The 17,005-nt window shown below is 33.4% G+C and carries 23 protein-coding genes; 1 reads left to right on the top strand and 22 read right to left on the bottom strand.

What is annotated here, in order from left to right; all coding sequences use genetic code 11:
- Positions 1-90: 90 nt before the first annotated feature.
- The 16 genes from KQI42_RS17220 to KQI42_RS17145 all read right to left on the bottom strand — a co-directional run bounded on the left by KQI42_RS17220 (position 91) and on the right by KQI42_RS17145 (position 11,823).
- Positions 91-372 (bottom strand): DUF3781 domain-containing protein, encoded by a 282-nt coding sequence (locus tag KQI42_RS17220; RefSeq protein WP_216521570.1) that lies wholly within the window; start codon positions 370-372, stop codon positions 91-93.
- A gap of 90 nt (positions 373-462) precedes the next feature.
- Positions 463-1,239, bottom strand: a complete 777-nt coding sequence (locus tag KQI42_RS17215; RefSeq protein ID WP_216521559.1) for a Fic family protein — start codon at positions 1,237-1,239, stop codon at positions 463-465.
- 197 nt (positions 1,240-1,436) lie between these two features.
- A complete protein-coding gene (locus tag KQI42_RS17210) occupies positions 1,437-1,949 on the bottom strand; it encodes an adenylate kinase (protein ID WP_072974319.1) in 513 nt (170 codons plus the stop codon).
- Positions 1,950-1,985: 36 nt separating this feature from the next.
- Positions 1,986-2,414 (bottom strand): YolD-like family protein, encoded by a 429-nt coding sequence (locus KQI42_RS17205; RefSeq protein ID WP_216521558.1) that lies wholly within the window; start codon positions 2,412-2,414, stop codon positions 1,986-1,988.
- On the bottom strand, positions 2,411-3,937 hold the full coding sequence (locus KQI42_RS17200; protein ID WP_246566713.1) for a Y-family DNA polymerase: 1,527 nt from the start codon (positions 3,935-3,937) through the stop codon (positions 2,411-2,413). The genes KQI42_RS17205 and KQI42_RS17200 overlap by 4 nt, the downstream gene beginning before the upstream one ends.
- Positions 3,938-4,033: 96 nt before the next feature.
- A complete protein-coding gene (locus KQI42_RS17195; RefSeq protein WP_216521557.1) occupies positions 4,034-4,210 on the bottom strand; it encodes a hypothetical protein in 177 nt (58 codons plus the stop codon).
- Between the two features lie 186 nt (positions 4,211-4,396).
- Complete coding sequence (locus KQI42_RS17190) at positions 4,397-4,708, bottom strand: YggL 50S ribosome-binding family protein (RefSeq protein ID WP_072974325.1); 312 nt, start codon at positions 4,706-4,708, stop codon at positions 4,397-4,399.
- Between the two features lie 79 nt (positions 4,709-4,787).
- Positions 4,788-5,372 carry a GIY-YIG nuclease family protein gene (locus tag KQI42_RS17185; protein WP_216521555.1) on the bottom strand — a complete coding sequence of 195 codons (585 nt, stop codon included), beginning with the start codon at positions 5,370-5,372 and terminating at the stop codon, positions 4,788-4,790.
- Positions 5,373-5,453: 81 nt separating this feature from the next.
- Positions 5,454-6,038, bottom strand: coding sequence for a hypothetical protein (locus KQI42_RS17180; RefSeq protein WP_216521553.1), 585 nt, complete (start codon positions 6,036-6,038; stop codon positions 5,454-5,456).
- 1 nt (position 6,039) lies between these two features.
- On the bottom strand, positions 6,040-6,297 hold the full coding sequence (locus KQI42_RS17175; RefSeq protein ID WP_072974331.1) for a hypothetical protein: 258 nt from the start codon (positions 6,295-6,297) through the stop codon (positions 6,040-6,042).
- A gap of 3 nt (positions 6,298-6,300) precedes the next feature.
- Positions 6,301-7,392 carry a DNA cytosine methyltransferase gene (locus KQI42_RS17170; RefSeq protein ID WP_216521552.1) on the bottom strand — a complete coding sequence of 364 codons (1,092 nt, stop codon included), beginning with the start codon at positions 7,390-7,392 and terminating at the stop codon, positions 6,301-6,303.
- The gene (locus KQI42_RS17165) at positions 7,379-7,738 is read right to left on the bottom strand and encodes a DNA cytosine methyltransferase (protein WP_216521551.1); all 360 of its coding nucleotides are present in this window, start codon (positions 7,736-7,738) and stop codon (positions 7,379-7,381) included. The genes KQI42_RS17170 and KQI42_RS17165 overlap by 14 nt, the downstream gene beginning before the upstream one ends.
- A 172-nt stretch (positions 7,739-7,910) precedes the next feature.
- Entirely contained in the window at positions 7,911-9,722 is a 1,812-nt protein-coding gene (locus tag KQI42_RS17160; protein ID WP_216521550.1) for a reverse transcriptase/maturase family protein, read from the bottom strand.
- A 588-nt stretch (positions 9,723-10,310) separates the two neighbouring features.
- A complete protein-coding gene (locus KQI42_RS17155; RefSeq protein ID WP_246566712.1) occupies positions 10,311-10,538 on the bottom strand; it encodes a DNA cytosine methyltransferase in 228 nt (75 codons plus the stop codon).
- Between the two features lie 11 nt (positions 10,539-10,549).
- Positions 10,550-10,900, bottom strand: a complete 351-nt coding sequence (locus tag KQI42_RS17150) for a DUF7768 domain-containing protein (RefSeq protein ID WP_216521547.1) — start codon at positions 10,898-10,900, stop codon at positions 10,550-10,552.
- A gap of 20 nt (positions 10,901-10,920) precedes the next feature.
- Positions 10,921-11,823: a conjugal transfer protein TrbL family protein gene (locus tag KQI42_RS17145; protein WP_216521546.1), complete on the bottom strand. Its 903-nt coding sequence runs from the start codon at positions 11,821-11,823 to the stop codon at positions 10,921-10,923.
- A gap of 186 nt (positions 11,824-12,009) precedes the next feature.
- Between KQI42_RS17145 and KQI42_RS17140 the strand changes: the two genes are divergently transcribed.
- Positions 12,010-12,210: a glycine zipper domain-containing protein gene (locus tag KQI42_RS17140; protein WP_216521545.1), complete on the top strand. Its 201-nt coding sequence runs from the start codon at positions 12,010-12,012 to the stop codon at positions 12,208-12,210.
- A gap of 59 nt (positions 12,211-12,269) precedes the next feature.
- Here the strand turns inward: KQI42_RS17140 and KQI42_RS17135 are convergent, their stop codons facing one another.
- The 6 genes from KQI42_RS17135 to KQI42_RS17110 all read right to left on the bottom strand — a co-directional run bounded on the left by KQI42_RS17135 (position 12,270) and on the right by KQI42_RS17110 (position 17,000).
- Positions 12,270-12,611, bottom strand: a complete 342-nt coding sequence (locus tag KQI42_RS17135; protein ID WP_216521544.1) for a DUF3852 domain-containing protein — start codon at positions 12,609-12,611, stop codon at positions 12,270-12,272.
- Positions 12,612-12,636: 25 nt separating this feature from the next.
- On the bottom strand, positions 12,637-14,328 hold the full coding sequence (locus KQI42_RS17130) for a DUF8193 domain-containing protein (protein WP_216521542.1): 1,692 nt from the start codon (positions 14,326-14,328) through the stop codon (positions 12,637-12,639).
- 64 nt (positions 14,329-14,392) lie between these two features.
- Positions 14,393-15,004 carry a DUF6550 family protein gene (locus KQI42_RS17125; RefSeq protein WP_216521541.1) on the bottom strand — a complete coding sequence of 204 codons (612 nt, stop codon included), beginning with the start codon at positions 15,002-15,004 and terminating at the stop codon, positions 14,393-14,395.
- A gap of 85 nt (positions 15,005-15,089) precedes the next feature.
- On the bottom strand, positions 15,090-15,656 hold the full coding sequence (locus tag KQI42_RS17120; RefSeq protein WP_216521539.1) for a hypothetical protein: 567 nt from the start codon (positions 15,654-15,656) through the stop codon (positions 15,090-15,092).
- Between the two features lie 64 nt (positions 15,657-15,720).
- Positions 15,721-16,116, bottom strand: a complete 396-nt coding sequence (locus KQI42_RS17115) for a DUF4320 family protein (RefSeq protein WP_216521537.1) — start codon at positions 16,114-16,116, stop codon at positions 15,721-15,723.
- Between the two features lie 11 nt (positions 16,117-16,127).
- Positions 16,128-17,000 (bottom strand): hypothetical protein, encoded by an 873-nt coding sequence (locus KQI42_RS17110; protein ID WP_216521535.1) that lies wholly within the window; start codon positions 16,998-17,000, stop codon positions 16,128-16,130.
- Positions 17,001-17,005 lie beyond the last annotated feature (5 nt).

Here is a 17,005-nt window from a genome sequence, read left to right as displayed (position 1 = left end):
TGATGATTTCATAGACGAAGCTTTATCATATGCAAAGCGAAATTTAGAGCAATCCAAAGAAACTTAGAGCAATTCTATGAAGATATTGTACTATTTTTTCATATTTAGTTTACAGAGCCATTTATTTATCTTATGAGCGGTAATAATGGTATAACTATATGCATTAACTGTTATTTCACAATCATCTATGTCTATGTACCAGTTCTTACCCCTTCTAACTATAATAGCATTGGAACTTAGTATTTTGCCGCTACACCAATTCACTACATCATCCACATCTAAAGAAAGATTCTTTTTAATTCGTCCAACTCCCAACTCGGTTGTATGCAACTTATCTAAGTTTTGTATTAATTCACATTTATTATCATTCATTTTTGTCACCATGTATTCTCCTTCACAAATTCCTATTTATCTACGTCTTATATAACCTCTCCTAGTTCATATTAATTCAAGGATACTTTATTATTCCATCTTCATTTCACCATTATCTTGCTCTAGCTTAGGCAGTGGTATATGAAGAAGACGTAAAAAATCCTTTTGCGATTCTAGCTCTCTTTCTATAATAAAGTTAATAAATGGGCCATCATCTTCATGTGCCTTTTCAAGTAATGAAATATATTCACTTCGTAAGATTGGGGGAATTAATGCTGGCAGATATCCATCTTGTATTAATGCTGTATTCATTAATAGTCTAGCGACCCTACCGTTGCCATCTTTAAAAGGATGGATGAATACAAACTTTTTATGGAGAATAGCTGCAAATTCCAGTGGATCATACTTACTTCTCTCTGTCTTTATCCATTTACATAAATCCTCTATTTCACTTTGAATATTTTCTACTTTAGTAACTGGATAGTTAGATCCTGAGATAAATACAGGAATGTCACGATACCTTCCTGCATATTCTTCATCAATATTTTGATAAAATAATTTATGAAGATAAATAATATTTTTTTCTGTAATTTCTTTATTCTCAAGCAAAGTAAACATATAATCATATGCTTTTGCATGATCTACTGCTTCAAACATATCCCTAAGAGGTCTTCCTCCAACTGTTAATCCGTCTTCTATTAAAACCTTAGTTTCACTTTCAGTTAATGAATTACCCTCTAATGCATTGGATGTCCATGTTAATCCAACCCGATAAAAGTCTTTTATCTGCTTTAGCATTTCGCCCTCAAATGGTCTTAATTCATTAATGGTATTTTGATATAAATCCAATTTTTCAAGATGCTCCATGAGTTCACTCCCTTATATACACATATTTAGCCTTCACAGTTTTCTAGTTATACCTATTGTACCATATGCACTTTATCAAATAAACTTATACTTTATTACCTTTCTATTTCATTTAAAAAACCCTACACATTAGTACAAGGTTTGATGTTAGTATATAACTATGGACACAAAATAAGGTTTTCTGTATACTAAAAATTTTATACTTTGATATCGACCTCATAGTCTTTATCTATTAAAATATATTTACACTTATGTTTTTGACACATTTGCAGATTTCTGGTGTTTTCCTTAATCATCATCTCTACTGTACAAAATGAGTCATCAAGGCGTTTTTCAATGACATTTGCATATTTTTTGATATCTGAAAAATGACTTTCGATATATTCCTTTGTCATAACTAGACAATAATATTGAATGTGCTTTAGATACTCATAATTAAAATCTTTTTCCCAATCAAAAGGAATATATACACCTTCAATTATAAGATTTTGATGATTCTCAACTGTTGTTTTTATAATTTCCCTAACAATAGGCCAAAGGTAATCTATAAGTTCATTATCATCTTCTGGGGTTAATTTAGTATTTCCACTTCGAATAAGTCCCATTTTTAGATGATCTATAGATAAATATGGATATTTATATTTTTCTAATAGTTTTTGTGCAAGTCTTGTCTTCCCAGTATGAGAAGAACCTCCAATTAAAATAATCATTCTATTTCAATCCTTTCTCATAATAGAGTAATCAAACTAAGGTAGCACCATAGTTTTAAATATTTCTCCTTCAATCCTAATAATTTCATCAATAGAGACTTCTATATCATCTGTCATAAAGATAATTTTTTCATATTCATCTATCTTTTTAAATGTGCCAGTAGCAGTAACATAATCACCACCATCTTTCTTTTCGTCTGGCTCAAAATAGGTTATTTTTATCTTAGGGTTCTCTTTAATTTTTTCTATTAGTATTTGTAGCTTGTGATTTAGTTCTTCCTTCATATATTGATCTAGTTCAACCCTTTTTTCTGTGATTCTTGCTGTTTCTTTTACTGCTGCATCATGACCTGTCAATGCAGCAAAGGGAGAAAATTGGGCAGCACGATCTTCTATTGGCATAGGCGGTCTTCTCTTTGAGACATGTCTTGGTAGATTTATTATATCATCATATTTATCTATCATGCTTTGTGACCTCCTATTTGTTTATTTCTATTTAGAGTTGTAGCTCCTTCTTCTAGATTTACTCCTTTTAAAACTGCATTTTTACCGTATTTTTTCTTTATATCTAATATTGTTTCTTGTATTTTCCTTTCCTTTAAAAGTTCAGCTTCTTCTTCCTCTTTTTCCTTTTGTACTTCCTTATAGTCTGTAAATAGATTAAGTTGTTCAATATTATCTTCTTTTTCAATACTTTCTTTATCTACTACATTATTTGCTGAGATATTTACTCTCCTAATTAAAAGATTTTTGTCTACTATACGTTCAAATAATTCCATCACTGCATCTATTATTAGTTTTGTAGAGGAGGTATATTTGTTAAGATTTGTGGTGCCATGGGCTGATTTTGGTATGGCTCGACCATAATCATCCTTAGTAATTTCTCCTTTATATAATTTCTTTATCTTTGGATTTAATAGGCTTTCTCTATCATATCCTACTGTTAAAACAATCTGATTTGTTACAAGTCTTTTATCTACTAGATCAAGTACTAGTAAATCAGTCATTTCCCATACAATTAACTTTGCTTTTACATAAGTATAGGCAGATTGCAGTACTTGTCCAGAACCAATGCTTTTTGTACTTGGTTTATAATCTTTAATATCATCTATGGTACATGACTCCCATCCCCAAGCATGATCTATTAGTAACTCTGCATTAACACCAAATAACTTATACAGTAAATCTTCATTATGGTAATCAATAGGTTTACCTATAGAACACCTTGCAATATCTCCCATGGTATATAATCCTTGTTTTTCTAATCTTTTAGCATATCCTTTGCCAACTCTCCAAAAATCTGTAATCGGTCTATGGGACCACAATAATCTACGATAACTCATTTCGTCTAGTTCAGCTATCTGCACTCCATATTTATCTATTGGAATATGCTTTGCTAAAATATCCATGGCAATCTTGGCAAGATATAGATTTGTACCAATTCCTGCCGTTGCCGTTATCCCAGTAGTATTAAGAACATCCAAAAGTATTTTAGTAGTAAGTTCCCTAGCTGACAAATTATAGGTACTTAGATAATTGGTGATATCAATAAATACCTCATCTATGGAGTATACATGAATATCCTCTGGTGCAATATATTTCAAATATATATTATAAATTTCTGTGCTATACTCTATATAATATGCCATTCTAGGTGGAGCAATTATATAATCTACTGATATATTTGACGAGGATTTTAATTCATTATAATTACATGAAGCACCAGAAAAGGTTCGCCCTGGTACTTTGTTTAGTCTTAATGCATTTATTTCCCTAACCTTCTGTACGACTTCAAATAGTCTTGGTCTACCTTTAATTCCATAGGATTTAAGAGATGGAGAGACAGCAAGACATATGGTTCTTTCTGTACGACTATTATCTGCAACTACCAAATTTGTAGTCAATGGATCTAATCCTCGTTCTATACATTCAACAGAAGCATAGAATGATTTTAAATCAATTGAGATATAGGTTCTATTATTCATCATCTACTGTCACCTCTCTGAAAACCACCCTAATTTAAGTCGAAATCTATCAAGAGTTTACTCTATTAATTAAATGCTTTTATTAGATTGTTCTATTCCCTAATACTCTTTTATCCTTATTTTTATATATTCATTAATTTTATCAATATCTTTTGAATGATAATACTGATCTAGGAATATAATTCTAATTTTTAATTTAATGCTTTCAAGTTTACTTTTATCTTCATTTAATTTAAAATCATTTATATCTTCCCATTTTGTTAATCTTACAAACATAGACTTTATTTGCAAAATATTTACCTGACTAACTAAATCCAATTTAGCCTTATTAAGATTTCTTTTTATCCATTTTATTCATCTCTTGACAAGTTTATTTGGGACAAGTAAACTTGTCAAGAGATTGTTATATTTATATACTCCTTCTAATATAAATAATCATTCATAAATTCAAAATCTAAGTTCCTATATATTTTTACTTAGATTATCAATATAATTTTCAGCCTCCTTTAAATTATTACTTATTAAATCCATATATAATTCTATGGCTTTGTCTTTTTGATTTTTTAAAATAAGTATTCTTAGGTCCTCATCTAGACAATGTTCACCTTTTGTACCATCTTCATTAATATAGAAACCATCAATAATTTCCCTTATTCCACCCCCAAAATACCAATTATTAGCTTCAACAAAATCAATAAATTTATCCCAAAACTCATCTTCTGATAATTCCATTGGGACTTCTATACATCCATTAATTTCAAATTCTCTTCTCATAACCTATCCTCCTATCCCATTCATTCCAAATAAATCATCCTCAATAGATTCTAATATTTTTATCTATTTAAATTATCTTTTAATCACAAACTTCCATTCCTCTTGCTATATCTTTACATCTTTTTCTATCACTAATAAGTTCTTCAAGTTTCAAAGGATTTTTATCAATGTTTAATAATGGAGTATATTTCTCAATAAGCTTGCCTTCTATTAAATTAAAATTACCTTCATATGCTACAATACTAACTTCAATGTTTTCTCTTAACCAATTAGCAATTTCCTTTGTATCACTTTTGGAAAACTTAAAGTTATTTTGATTCACTTTCCCAATTAAGTGTCCTTTCATTGGTAAATAACCTAGAACACAGCCTATACTTCTAAAAAATGTGCCTGGTGACTTATGCTCTAATTCTTGTTCCAATCTTTGTTTTATTGTCTTTTCTGCTTTTCCAATATATATAATTCTATATTTTCTAGACTCTAATATTACCTGATATTTGGCTGGTAATTTTGATTTTTCTTTTAATCTGATACAATAAAATCCTTTCTTATCTAATAGCTCTTTATCCAATTGAGATATTTCCTTAAAATTATTATCAGTTATTAATTTCCTACTAATATATTCTTCGTCTTTATTATCTAAAAAGTTATTTTCTATTTTCAAATTATTTCTCCCCTTTAGAAATATACTTATTTATAATTATATCATTACCTTACTATATATTTCCAAACAAAGGTATTATTTTTAAATATCTCCAAACACAATCCACCTTTCCCCATCATAATCTTCATACTTTTCTGTGGTTACATTTTGTTCATAATACACCCCAAGGAGTCTTTTAATATCTTGATTATCTGCTCTTCTAGTTGCAAAACCTTGGTCTTTTAAACTCTTTTCTATTCTTGAAAGATAAGGGAATACATTTGATTCCTTTTCATCCTTAAGTCTTATTATAATTAAAAATTCCCTAGCAGTTGCCATCTGTACCTGCATTCTATCAAGATTGATGCTATCTTGCTTTAATAAATTTCTTATAACAGGATTTTGTTCCATTTCCATCCTTCTTTTTAAATATTGCTTGTTATCCTCAAAGTTCTCCTTTGAGTTAAGACAAAGCATTTCAATTTCAGCTATTCCTTTTAATACCGTCATCAGTGAATATATCCTAGCACTTACACTTTCATCTGATAATACTGAGATATTGGTTGGATGAATTATAAAATATACTAGCTCACCATATGGTGTTTTTATGCTATAATCTGTGATTTCATCAATACCAATAAGTTCTCTTGTAGACTGTTTTTCTTTTTGTTTCTGCTTTCTACTCAACTTATAACCTCCATTCAAAAATCTGCTGTTTTAAAAGAAAGAAGGCACAGGCATATTGAATAAAATTTAGTATACTCGTGTCTTCAAATTGTATTGTTAAAAAAGCATAGACTGCCGTTATTACAATTGGCGGCATAAATCCTAGCTGTGCTAAGGAAAATACAGAAATAAGAAGTCCTACTCCAATGACTCCGATATCTTTTAGTTCCCATAGCCATAGTGTTGCTTTAGCCTTTAAATTATCAGGGTACATATACATTTTTTAGTCATCTCCTTCCTCTTTAGCCTTTCTTAAAAAATAAGCAATCCCTCGCATAATAAAATCTACACAAGGGATTGCCACACTATTACCAAGAGCTTTATACCTTCCACTATCTGATGGTTTATCTATTTTAGTCCATTCATCTGGAAAACCTTGAAGTCTTTCACATTCTAAAGGAGTAAGTCTACGAACTAAATTTTTAGTTGCTACTAGATTTTCACTTCCACCTCCATTATCTCCTCCTTCCGCCCTAAGGGTTGCACAACCTTCTTTATAATTAGCAAACTCCGATTGTCCAAATATCATCTTTTCATAATCTACAATACATTTATCTTGACTGACATATTGATTTCCATTACCTTTTTCATCACCTACACATAATGCACCTACTGTATCTTGATAAGTTTTAGGTGGATAGCAGACTGCATGGATGTCACTTGTAGTAAGAGTATAGCTAATGTCTTCTTGAAATCCACACCCATTTCCGCCATTATGATCTTGTCTGTCTATGGTATTCCCAGCAATACAATAGCTTCCTGGGACAATAGGGTTTGACACTAAAGGTACATTGTTTCCGCCTGTTCCATAGGTAGCTGCTATGGTTGGTGCTACTTTTAAAGGACCATTATACCTACAGTCTTTTGCATGATTATCGAATAAAGAAGGCTGATTTTTCACACCTATTCCTGCTAATTTTATATCAGGGCAAACCTCTTTACATATTTTAGAATCACCTTGCTCTTGCTGACTTTTTATTATTATAGGTAAATTTCTACCCATACTAGCACGTAGTGTAGAGGTAATATTTCCTGTTATATCCATTCGATTACCACCTTGATCATTTAGACATAACATGGATTCTGTGACAAATGTCTGCATCTGCATATTTTGTGTTGCCATCAATGCTCCTGATATTCCATTTAAATCAATTCCTTCATTACGTTGATTAATATGGTATGCCTTGTATTCAGTAGGCATGTCCTCATTAAAATCTTGCCCTATTACCTTAATCCCTGCTTGAATTTCCAAAGCTGTTTTTAATTGTTTTGGTAGTTCTTTGCCTCTTAATTTTGCTCTTCTAAGTATTCCCAAACAGGCTGTCTTGCTCAAATAATATTTTTGGTGCGGTGTGTCCTCCAAAATCTGCCACAAGAAAGATTCTTTTGCGTCTTTGGGGGACACCCCAGTATTGAGCATCGAGAACTCTCCAAGCAATGGTGAATTCATATCCCAATATGCACCCAGCAGGTTTCCATAACCCTCCCGCAGGTCTAGGTATAGATATGGTGTCGTCTGCAATTCTTGCGGTTTCTTCAAGAACCGCCCTGAAGTCCTCCCCTTCTGCACTTGAGAATGTTCCAGGAACATTTTCCCAAACGAAGTATCTAGGTCGTATAAGGTGATTTGCTTTTCCTTCTCTTCCATCTTTACACCTCATTTCTTTTGTAATCCTTATCTTAGTCCTGAACGCTCACCTGCAAGTCCTGCCCTTTTGCCAGCTACACTGTAGGGTAAGCACCCAACGCCTTGCCATATTTCTATGGTAGGTTTTCAAATGCTCCCCTCCGAACCGTACGTACAACTCCTCGCTGTATACGGCTCTCCATTTGTCAATCTAATCTTCCACTATGCAACTTTTTATGACATTCTTCACATAATGCCATTGTTTTTCGGTTTCTGCTTATCATTTGTTTTTCCCAACCTGTCTTGCCTTTTAGGTCTTTTAATTTGCGTATATGGTGAATATTTATAGGTGTGTTCTCTTTGCCACACCACTCACATTTTTGGCTTTTCAGTCTATCAATCAGGCTGGTTCGTCCACTGTATATTTCTACTTTTGCTTTTAAATCGATACTATTTAAAGTGGATTTCAAATTTCTTTTAAATCCCTCATCATAGAAAAATACAAGTTTTTCTCCATTTTTAGTTTGATATCGTACGCAAAACTTACCTTTCACACAGAATTTGTTTTTTACCTTACCGATTGAAAGTTTGTATTTCTTCCCAAATGTTTTGTACATACTGTATTCAGAAAAATATTTATACTTATCCAACTGACAGACATTTACTGCCATTTGATAATATTGGTATAATCCCCTAATTCGAGTGTTGTAGGTCATCATTATTTCTAAATCATCATTAAAAATCAGTTCCGCCCTTGCTTTTGCCTTCCACTGTCCTGTTTTCCTGTCAATAAACGCAATGTTTTCATCAAACAATCTTTTCTCCCACGCACTTTTCGGCATATATAATTCAGGTATCAAGTTGTGTCCTCTATGCAAAGAGCCATTGATTCTTTTTGTGGAATTATCTCTTTTCACCTTAATTTCATAGCCTAAAAATTTAACTTTGGTTTCACTGTGGGTAATGAGCGTTTTTTCTTGCGATAACCTTAATTTTAGCTTTTGATTTAAAAACTCCGTTAACGTAAATTTGATGAACTTTGCATCTTCTTTGCTACCTATAATTCCAATTAGAAAATCATCTGCATAACGCACATATACTAGTCTTTTGTAACTTTCATCTTGCGATATGGTTGGGGAATGGGTTAAAAGCTCCTGTTCTAACTTCTTAATCTGAAGTTGTTGTTCTTTTCTTTGCTCATCAGTTAAGTTATCCCAATTAGCTTTAAGCTTATTTCTTGCTGTACATAACCTTTTTGAAGCTGTTCGATATGCTGTGTTTCTTTTTCTCCTATCACCACAATCAAATTTCTCTTTAAATTCTGTTACATATCTATCCAATTCATTTAGATAGATATTTGATAGTATTGGACTGATAATACCGCCTTGTGGTGTTCCACTATAAGTAGAATGATACACCCAATCTTCTAAATATCCTGCCTTTAGAAATTTCTGAATAAGATTTATAAATCTCTCATCATCAATTTTTCTTCTTAGAATATCCACTAAAGTCTTATGGTCAATATTATCAAAGAAACCCTCAATATCTCCCTCAACAAACCATTTTACTCCTGTAAAAACAGTTTTGGCTTGTCTTAATGCTGTGTGACAACTTCTATTAGGTCTAAATCCGTGTGAACAATCTAAAAAAGTTTCCTCATAAATACACTCTAAAATCATACGAATAACCTCTTGCAAGAGTTTATCCATAAAGCTTTGAATACCCAAAGGTCTTTTCTTTCCGTTCTTTTTAGGAATATACACCCTTTTAGCAGGGTTAGGCTGATAAGAGCAATCTTGTAGTTTTCCAATTACCTCTTTTATTTTTTCGAGCTTAAAACCGTCAATGCTTTCTCCATCTGTGCCTGGGGTCATATTGCCCTCTTTAGCATAAATGTTTTGATAAGCTGTTAGGTATAGATTTTCATTGAATAAAATTCTATACAACCTTTTGTACTTGTAATCTTCTTTATTACAATGTGAGATTAAATTTTCAAGTATTACCGATGAACTTCTCATAAAGCCTCACGCTCCTATTCATTTTATTTACTTGAATGACAAACTGCTTTCCTTCGCCTTGTAAACAGCTTTCCTGTTCTCTGACTACTATGAAAGCTCCGTTACCATACCAAATATTCAGTGTCATCTCTCTTAGAGTTACCCCTTTGAGATTTATCGTAATGAAACATTACACATAGCCTTTCGGCATTTTGGCTTAGGTAATCCCCTTTTAGACATATATGAACTTAGCATAACTTATTTTCGGGTACTGCGTTCACTCTTTAATGCATACTGCATTTGACCAATCTAGAAATTACTGATATATAGCGACTTATCTGCCATATATCCTAAACTGCATACCGTTTCAAATATCTTTCGGTACGGGTTGCCATATTCCGTCTTGAGCTACAGTTCAAGTAGTATAACTTTTACCCAACAAGTATTTCATCTCGCCATTCAGTCGTATTTAGATATTTTCATAACTTATGGCTTTCTCACTATGCTATTTTCCCCCTTTAGTTTCCCTCTAAGGTAACGTGAGTGATGACGAGTATTTTGTAATTTTAAACTCGACTTTCTGCTTACGAAAGTGTTTCATACATGCCCTTATGGGCGCACTAAATCTTGACAAGGTGAGCCACCAGTTATAATATCAACAGGAGGTAATCCTTCCCCTTTTAATTTTGTTATATCGCCAACATGGATCATATCTGGAAATCTTATTTTTGTTACTTCAATGGGAAAGGCTTCTATCTCACTTGCCCATATAGGAATGATTCCATTATTAACAGCAGCAAGGGGAAATCCTCCTATCCCATCAAAAAGACTCCCCAAGGTAATCATTACTACATTCCTAACCTTAAGAGAGTCTGTTCTTTTGTTTCCATATTCAGATGCGTAATTCTTTTTATAGGGATTCTATTTTTTCTTGCAAACTCAATTTCTTCAAACATCCCACTGGATATATGCCCACCAAATGCCCAAAGCTCATCGCATTTTGCTAATAGTTCTTTTCCCATTTTAATGCCTATTTTTCTCTCCTCTAGATTATTATCATTTAAAATCTGAGGATAGAGAAGATGGGGACAAAAAAAGGCATTACCTTCGTTTAACACATGTCGGCAAGCCTCTTTCGCATACTCTATATTCTTTTCAATATCTCCTTTATAGGGAGATGCAACAAAAATTAGTTTCATAAAATCCGACCTTTCTATTCTTATTTTGGTACTGCTTGTACAATAGTTTTTGTAGTATTAACTGCTGCCTGTGCTGTATAAACTGCACTCATTATATTAGCCTTTGTAGATGTATCAAGTCCAAATGCCCCAGCAATCCTTGGTACTTCTCCTGCTGATAGCATTAAGCCCAGCCCTAATAATGCATGATCTTTTACTACCATTAGTCCAGCTGTCAATATGGTTGCTTGTAAAAAAGTCGTAAGACAAAGACCAATTATTTGCTTACACCATTGAATAAAGCCATCAATGTAGCCACGAGGAACAGAAAACATATAAAGGCTTCCAACTGCTATTTGTATTAGTAAAATCCCACCTCTTTTAAGGTTAGCGAAGAATACTTTAATCACTGCATAACCCATTAAAATAATAATAAACAGTGCCATAAATGGACTTGTTATTATAGAAAGTCCACCAAATATTCCTGAACTGCCGACACTGGTAACATCCCCTGCATTATTTAATGTTGTAATAATATTTGTTGCAAGTTCACCTATTCCAGTCCCATAGCCTGTAATTCCTGCAGTTAAACTTGCTTGTAAGTTAACAGATAATCTATATAGTTCTATTGGTACTATGGTAAACAGACTAACAGCCATAAATCCTTTTATAGAATTTATGGCTGCATCTTTAATACTCCCCCTTCCATTTTGATATTCAATACCTGTTTCAAAACAAGATACTACAAGGCCAGTTCCATATAATGACCAGGCAAGATAAGAGAAAAACAAAACAATTGACTGTACCCATCTCATCTCAAAGAGTTCCACTCCCATATTTCCCATCTGAGCAAAGAAATCTGCAAGAAAACCTATAAGTTGTCCATAAATCCAATCAACAATCTGGTTCATTATATCGCCCAAGATAAAATCCCATATAAACATTTCACTATTGCCTCCTTTCAAAGAAATAAAAAATGTACATCTTGCTGTTAGATGTACAGAATAAGTGATACTTTTCAAAGCTAGTTAATACCGAGTATATATTAGTCAATACTCACAGATTGCTTGAAGATAGCAACGGAATATGATATTATATTGACAGACAAGAATTTATGGAAGAGGTATAACATGAAAAAAGATACAAATAAATACTTAGCAATAAGTATATCCCTTGGATTATGCTTTGGTGCTGGTGTAGGAATTATTATAGGGATTATCATGAATAAAAGTAACTTTATATCTGGCATACCTTTAGGAGCTGGATTAGGAATGATTATTGGTATTATTGTTGGTTCTATCTTAGATAGTAATAATAAAAAGATAAAATAAATTACAAATTTCAATTTATAGAGTAGGATGAATCCAAATGGGTACATCCTACTTTTTTATTACATCCCAAGTATCTTCCAAATGTATGTTGGAGCTGTTAGGGTGAATACCAAACATGCAAACAAAATTGCTGGCCCACTCCACTCAAATTGACCGTGCTTGCGATAATCAAAATAAGCCATTCCCAGTTTAGCAAAGAAAAACACTGCTAAAATAAGGTCAATGGCAGGAAACACAACTTTATTTACTACAGTCTTAATTTGCCCAGATGCATCTTTCCAAGTACCCTCGATTGCACCTGCTACATCTCCCGAACCTGCAGCAAAAGCTGTAGTACTAAACATTAAAGTAAACATCAATACTATGCATATAATTAATGTACTTCTCTTATATACCTTCATAAAATCCACCTTTCTTTTTCTGTATTTAAGGTTTTAGAGGCGCAATATGCCAATCCTGCCATAAGTTCCCCCTTATTGCAAGTGAGTCTGTAAGGTTCATAGAGAGCATTCCATCAGGAGTCCACGAATCTATTATACAAGTATTTACTGTATATGTTCCGTCTGGCATCCATATGGGAGTAAAATGTGTACGATTCTTATAAGTGGAATACTTATTTTTCTTAAATTCAAATCTAGCATTGGAACCACTAGATGTACGATCTAACAATCTCCAATAGGTTTCATATTGAAATTCTGGAAAATAGGAAACAGCATTCTGAGGATAAGTAATAGCAGAGCTTTGAGTACTACTAATATTTGCAGTTACTATTTGGTTGATGCCATATCCACTTTTAAAAGTACTTCCGCTTGCAGTAGGATTCTTACTATCATTTGTAATTCTCATATCAGCAGAAAGTTTTGCACTATATTGGTCAAGATCAAACTCCCACCACCCATGATCACACCAGTATCCTGAGTCATCACCTGTGCTATGCCATACCCAATATTCCTGCCACCACGGACTCCATATACTCCAGTTGGATATTGTTTTCTGCTCTCTATGTGGAACAGGAGCATAGGAAAACGAGTCATTTCTATCATCTGCTACAGGATTTGGCGGTGGATTCTTATCTAAATCAACAATCCTTACATTGATAATCGATTTTGTTGTACTTCCTGAACCATGTACACTTACATTAATAATCATATCCTGCTCTGTATCAGGAGTGGTCCATTTTACCCAAGCAAGCTGTGAATCACCTCTGGGATAATAGACATTTCCAACATTATAGGTTCTACCTTCAATTTCAAAGCTCACATAGGTTGGGTTATCAGGATCAGATTGTCCTCCACTTATCATTATAGATGTGATTACCTCAGTGTTTACTCTATACTCATAATCATATGTGCTTACAACTGGTGGCTCTGGTTTCTCTGTAAAACGAACAATTCCAAGACCTAAAGAAGACTTTATATCTGCATTAGATGCTGGAGTTGATGTACTACCCTTCCACGCAGGATATCCTAAATCCCCTACCTCTAAAAACATAGCAAGAGGCAAGTTCTTATGAGATAAGGACACCATCTTACTCCTAAGTCCCCCACTCAGTTTTTCATCATACATAGCTGCTTCTGTTGCTGTTGTAGCAACCATAACCCCTTGAAATGTATAATATGCCATAGGTTCCAGGAGTAATTTATAATCTCCACCAATTAATATGTCATAATCCATTCCTGTACGAGATGCAATCGAACGAATAACCTGCTCATCTGTAAAATAGCTTTTTATTGCATCTATATTGTTTTTCCCATCTGTACTTACTATTTTAGGGATAGACTGTGAAGGATTAATAAAAGAGTAACTCTCACTACTAGGTGAAAGGGATCTTCCTCCGTTATAATTTAATTTACTAACCTTCCCAAAATGTAAGCGAACATTAGTAGGTTGTTTATTAGTTAAATCAATGGGGACTGTTACTACTGAATGATCATTGGCACGAACTACAGTCACTCTCACCCCGTCATATCCAGGTGACCATTTATTGTCACTTGTACCACTTCCCATTCCTCCACCGCCTGAATCTATGTTTCCATCTCCAACTGCAAGTACAGAAATAGGTATTATTAAATTAAGTATCATCAAAATGGCTATAAAAAGTGTTAATATTCTCTTCATGGAATCTCCTTTCTGCAAAGAAAAAAACACTGCATTTCTACAGTGTTTATCTTGCTATTTGTATTTAATCCATATTTCCTACTTTGTTACCATTCTCATACATATCTTCAGCTTTAGTTCCTTCACCTTCTCCAATATCATCAATCCATCCAAATCCAGGCACGTAAATCTTACCATCTTTTTTATCTCCACCCTTTGGTTCATCCTTTTGTTTTGGTAACTCTTCAGGTTTTTCTACCTTCTCATGATCCACATTTACAGGTGGCTCTGTTACCTTTTCACCATTAGGTTTTTGTGTTGGATCTGTTAGCTGTTCTTTTGTAGGTTCTTTAGGCTTTTCAGCATTCTTTTGAATAGTTTGCTCTGTTCCCTTATCTACACCATTCTTATTTGTAGACTGTGTATCTGGAGTTTTAATTGGTGGTACTATAATTTCATCTTCTTTTTCATTATTCGTTTTATCTTCATCATTCGTTACTTCCTCTTTCTCTGCCTTTTCTGTATCCTTTAGTTTTTCTATTGTTACATCATCAACTTCTATATTTTGATTTGGGAGTGTATCCTCTATTGGTTCTTTTCTAAACTGTGAGCCTATCATAAGTATAAGCATTGCACAAATCACTAAACCTCCAGTAACTACAAGCCACTTTTTAGTTTTATCACTTATATTCTTCATAGATTTCTGCCTCCTTTTTTCCGCTTCTTATAATTCACACCCTACCACAAGAGTTTGGAAATGTCTATTCATATTTTCTAAATTCTTAAAACTTAGGGGTATATCCTCCACTTGTCTTTATTCGTATCTTCATACTAGGAAGAAGTTTACCTCCAAAGGATACTGGTACTTCAAGCATAATGGTGCAATCAACCTTAAATCTTGAACTTGCTGTATCTCCTGTTCCAATAGGTGCATTCCTTATATCCACATCTAAGTCCCATATTCTAAACTCCATTTTTCCATCTGATATAGTTTTTACATGGTATCCGCCACTTTGCTCTAAACCTAAAATTGTATCTAATCTATTATAAATATCTCCATAATCAAGGGATTCTTCAAAATCATCTGCTACTGGCTGGTATCCTCCTGAATACCCTTCACGAACTCCATGATAGACATCATCATAATTATCATTTACTGTAGAGATTACGGCATCTTGCACTGCATCACGAACGCCTTGTGCTATAATCATCAATCTAAAATATTCGGATATACCTGTAATGATTATTACAAGGCACAAAGTTACAGCAACAATCAAAGGAAAGGAACTTCCTCTTTTTTCTCTTAATATTTGTCTAATCTTCTGCATCCTTTCACCTACTCTTCTCACTTTCTCTTACTCACTCCTACCTTTTCTTACTTTTACTGCCTATTCAAACAGATATATCATTCACCTATTTCCAATATACTTCTGACTTCCCTGCAGCATCAGCTCGTAAAGTTATAGGGAAAGAACCAAATCCTCCAAATAGACCAATATTAGTTTCATAGGTAATAGTTACAGTTATCTCTTCATTTAACTGAATCCGTCCTGATTTTGACCACTTAACCGTTGGTGTAATTCCCATTTTATCTCTTAATAAGATTTCCCTATTTGTAGTTTCTGTCCCTACTCTTCCTGCAATTTCTGCTTCTCTAACAAGTTCCGTGGCAAAGGTGTCGATTTGCTGCTTTGCAATATAAACTGGAAATACCTTTACGGCCAGAGCAATCATAAGCATAACACAAAGTACAAGAACAGCTACATCAATATACCCTTCTCCTTTATTAGACTTTAGTACCTTAAGCATATGAACACCTCCTAAAACAATCCGCTGAAAGAGCGGATGATTTCATAGATGATAATAGCCATATAGGTCATCATAAAACACATAAGCATTATAAAGGAGAACACTCTAATCTTAGGTGGTATCTTCATAGCCTCGGCTTTTAATCTTTGAAGTTCCAGTTGTTTCATATCATGAGATAACATTTGAAAATACATAGATCCATCATCTCCACGAAGAACACCGATTAACCCTCTAGTAATATCTGATAACATAGGTGAGTTTATCCTTGCTTCAAACCTTGTAAGGGCTGCTTCATAGGATGAGGATCGCATATCCGCAGTTAATATATCTAATTGATTTGCAAAATCCTCTCCTGCATTATTCTTAAAGTTCTCTAACATAGATAATACATCTCTACTAGCCTTTAGCTCTTGGATTATAGTTGCTACAAACCTTGGCAGTTCCTTTTCTATCTTTTCTCGCTTTTCTTTTAACTCTTCATCTGCTTTTCGTATCTCTTTAAAATATATAAGGATACTTAAAAATGCAATAATTGGTGCTAAGAGAGGTAATATCATAAGGCAAGGAATTACAGCCAATGCAATTAAACCTGCTTTTACTATAGCAGATGCCATATATTCTTCTGGAGTCATATTAATTCCTGATGCATTTAATGTGTTTTTCATTCTATTTCTTTTATACTCATCAATGGGAATGTATTTTGCCAGCTTTACTGCCAATCCTAAAAGTAATATATCTATACTTTTCGTCTTTTCTTTTCCTTTTTTTCCTGCAGATTGCATCGCCCTTTGTGTGGCAAGACTTGGAAGTCTTAAAATATCAGCCATTATAAAAAATAGTCCAAGAGCCAGGAGTACTCCAAAGATAATAATTAAAAATGTCATCTTAT

Origin of the sequence: Tissierella simiarum, assembly GCF_018917865.1 — a bacterium.
In the GTDB taxonomy this organism is placed as follows: domain Bacteria; phylum Bacillota; class Clostridia; order Tissierellales; family Tissierellaceae; genus Tissierella_C; species Tissierella_C simiarum.
The sequence above is the reverse complement of the archived record's forward strand: the minus strand, read 5'-3'. Positions and strand labels throughout refer to the sequence as shown.

Coding starts and splice junctions, on each gene's coding strand:
- KQI42_RS17165 (WP_216521551.1), bottom strand. CDS start 7,738: ATGAGGTGTAAAGATGGAAGAGAAGGAAAAGCAAATCACCTTATACGA.
- KQI42_RS17130 (WP_216521542.1), bottom strand. CDS start 14,328: ATGAAGAGAATATTAACACTTTTTATAGCCATTTTGATGATACTTAAT.
- KQI42_RS17160 (WP_216521550.1), bottom strand. CDS start 9,722: ATGAGAAGTTCATCGGTAATACTTGAAAATTTAATCTCACATTGTAAT.
- KQI42_RS17215 (WP_216521559.1), bottom strand. CDS start 1,239: ATGGAGCATCTTGAAAAATTGGATTTATATCAAAATACCATTAATGAA.
- KQI42_RS17110 (WP_216521535.1), bottom strand. CDS start 17,000: ATGACATTTTTAATTATTATCTTTGGAGTACTCCTGGCTCTTGGACTA.
- KQI42_RS17135 (WP_216521544.1), bottom strand. CDS start 12,611: ATGAAGGTATATAAGAGAAGTACATTAATTATATGCATAGTATTGATG.
- KQI42_RS17220 (WP_216521570.1), bottom strand. CDS start 372: ATGAATGATAATAAATGTGAATTAATACAAAACTTAGATAAGTTGCAT.
- KQI42_RS17115 (WP_216521537.1), bottom strand. CDS start 16,116: ATGCTTAAGGTACTAAAGTCTAATAAAGGAGAAGGGTATATTGATGTA.
- KQI42_RS17205 (WP_216521558.1), bottom strand. CDS start 2,414: ATGATAGATAAATATGATGATATAATAAATCTACCAAGACATGTCTCA.
- KQI42_RS17200 (WP_246566713.1), bottom strand. CDS start 3,937: ATGATGAATAATAGAACCTATATCTCAATTGATTTAAAATCATTCTAT.
- KQI42_RS17195 (WP_216521557.1), bottom strand. CDS start 4,210: ATGTTTGTAAGATTAACAAAATGGGAAGATATAAATGATTTTAAATTA.
- KQI42_RS17145 (WP_216521546.1), bottom strand. CDS start 11,823: ATGTTTATATGGGATTTTATCTTGGGCGATATAATGAACCAGATTGTT.
- KQI42_RS17125 (WP_216521541.1), bottom strand. CDS start 15,004: ATGAAGAATATAAGTGATAAAACTAAAAAGTGGCTTGTAGTTACTGGA.
- KQI42_RS17190 (WP_072974325.1), bottom strand. CDS start 4,708: ATGAGAAGAGAATTTGAAATTAATGGATGTATAGAAGTCCCAATGGAA.
- KQI42_RS17140 (WP_216521545.1), top strand. CDS start 12,010: ATGAAAAAAGATACAAATAAATACTTAGCAATAAGTATATCCCTTGGA.
- KQI42_RS17175 (WP_072974331.1), bottom strand. CDS start 6,297: ATGTATATGTACCCTGATAATTTAAAGGCTAAAGCAACACTATGGCTA.
- KQI42_RS17150 (WP_216521547.1), bottom strand. CDS start 10,900: ATGAAACTAATTTTTGTTGCATCTCCCTATAAAGGAGATATTGAAAAG.
- KQI42_RS17210 (WP_072974319.1), bottom strand. CDS start 1,949: ATGATTATTTTAATTGGAGGTTCTTCTCATACTGGGAAGACAAGACTT.